Origin of the sequence: Acinetobacter sp. YH16051 (assembly GCF_013417135.1) — a bacterium.
GTDB lineage: Bacteria > Pseudomonadota > Gammaproteobacteria > Pseudomonadales > Moraxellaceae > Acinetobacter > Acinetobacter towneri.
The window spans coordinates 1-1,658 of record NZ_VPEN01000067.1 but is presented as its reverse complement, the minus strand read 5'-3'; the positions used below and the strand labels follow the sequence as shown (position 1 = coordinate 1,658).

The following is a 1,658-nucleotide window of genomic DNA, read 5'->3' as shown; positions in this document are numbered from 1 at the left end:
CATCAACAGCGTACCTTCTCCCGAAGTTACGGTACCATTTTGCCTAGTTCCTTCAGCAGAGTTCTCTCAAGCGCTTTGGTCTACTCGACCTGACCACCTGTGTCGGTTTCGGGTACGATTCCAGTGTAACTGAAGCTTAGAGACTTTTCCTGGAAGCAGGGTATCAGCCACTTCACTGTACAAGTACAGCTTGCTATCAGATCTCAGCATAGAGCACCCCGGATTTGCCTAAGATGCATGCCTACTTCCTTTCACCTGGACAACCAACGCCAGGCTGACTTAACCTTCTCCGTCCTCTCATCGCATTACACTGAAGTATTGGAATATTAACCAATTTCCCATCGACTACGCCTCTCGGCCTCGCCTTAGGGGTCGACTCACCCAGCCCCGATTAACGTTGGACTGGAACCCTTGGTCTTTCAGCGAACGGGTTTTTCACCCGTTTTGTCGTTACTCACGTCAGCATTCGCACTTCTGATACCTCCAGCAGACTTCTCAATCCACCTTCATCGGCTTACAGAACGCTCCCCTACCACGCATAATAAATTATGCATCCGCAGCTTCGGCACATAGTTTTAGCCCCGTTACATCTTCCGCGCAGGCCGACTCGACTAGTGAGCTATTACGCTTTCTTTAAAGGGTGGCTGCTTCTAAGCCAACCTCCTAGCTGTCTATGCCTTCCCACATCGTTTCCCACTTAACTATGATTTTGGGGCCTTAGCTGGCGGTCTGGATTGTTTTCCTCTTGACTACGGACGTTAGCACCCGCAGTCTGTCTCCCGGATAGTACTCATTGGTATTCGGAGTTTGCATCGGTTTGGTAAGTCGGGATGACCCCCTAGCCGAAACAGTGCTCTACCCCCAATGGTATTCGTCCGAGGCGCTACCTAAATAGCTTTCGGGGAGAACCAGCTATCACCGAGTTTGATTAGCCTTTCACCCCTATCCACAAGTCATCCCCTGGCTTTTCAACGACAGTGGGTTCGGTCCTCCAGTTAGTGTTACCCAACCTTCAACCTGCTCATGGATAGATCACCCGGTTTCGGGTCTATACCCAGCAACTATACGCCCTATTAAGACTCGATTTCTCTACGGCTCCCCTATTCGGTTAACCTCGCTACTGAATATAAGTCGCTGACCCATTATACAAAAGGTACGCAGTCACCAAACAAGTTGGCTCCCACTGCTTGTATGCATGCGGTTTCAGGATCTATTTCACTCCCCTCACAGGGGTTCTTTTCGCCTTTCCCTCACGGTACTGGTTCACTATCGGTCAGTCAGGAGTATTTAGCCTTGGAGGATGGTCCCCCCATATTCAGACAAGGTTTCACGTGCCTCGCCCTACTCGTCATCATTATGTGTGCCCTTTCGTGTACAGGACTATCACCCACTATGGTTGCACTTCCCAGAGCATTCCACTAAAACACACATAACTTAATGGGCTTTTCCCCTTTCGCTCGCCGCTACTGAGGGAATCTCAATTGATTTCTTTTCCTACGGGTACTGAGATGTTTCACTTCCCCGCGTTCGCTTCGTATGACTATGTATTCATCATACGATACCTACCTTAAGGTAGGTGGGTTTCCCCATTCAGAAATCTCCGGATCAAAGGATATTTGCCGCCTCCCCGGAGCTTTTCGCAGGCTATCACGTCTTTC

General features: G+C 49.7%; 1 rRNA gene. It reads right to left on the bottom strand.

The features are described 5' to 3' along the window. A 23S ribosomal RNA gene (locus FTV41_RS14115) occupies nt 1-1,658 on the bottom strand; the annotation flags it as partial.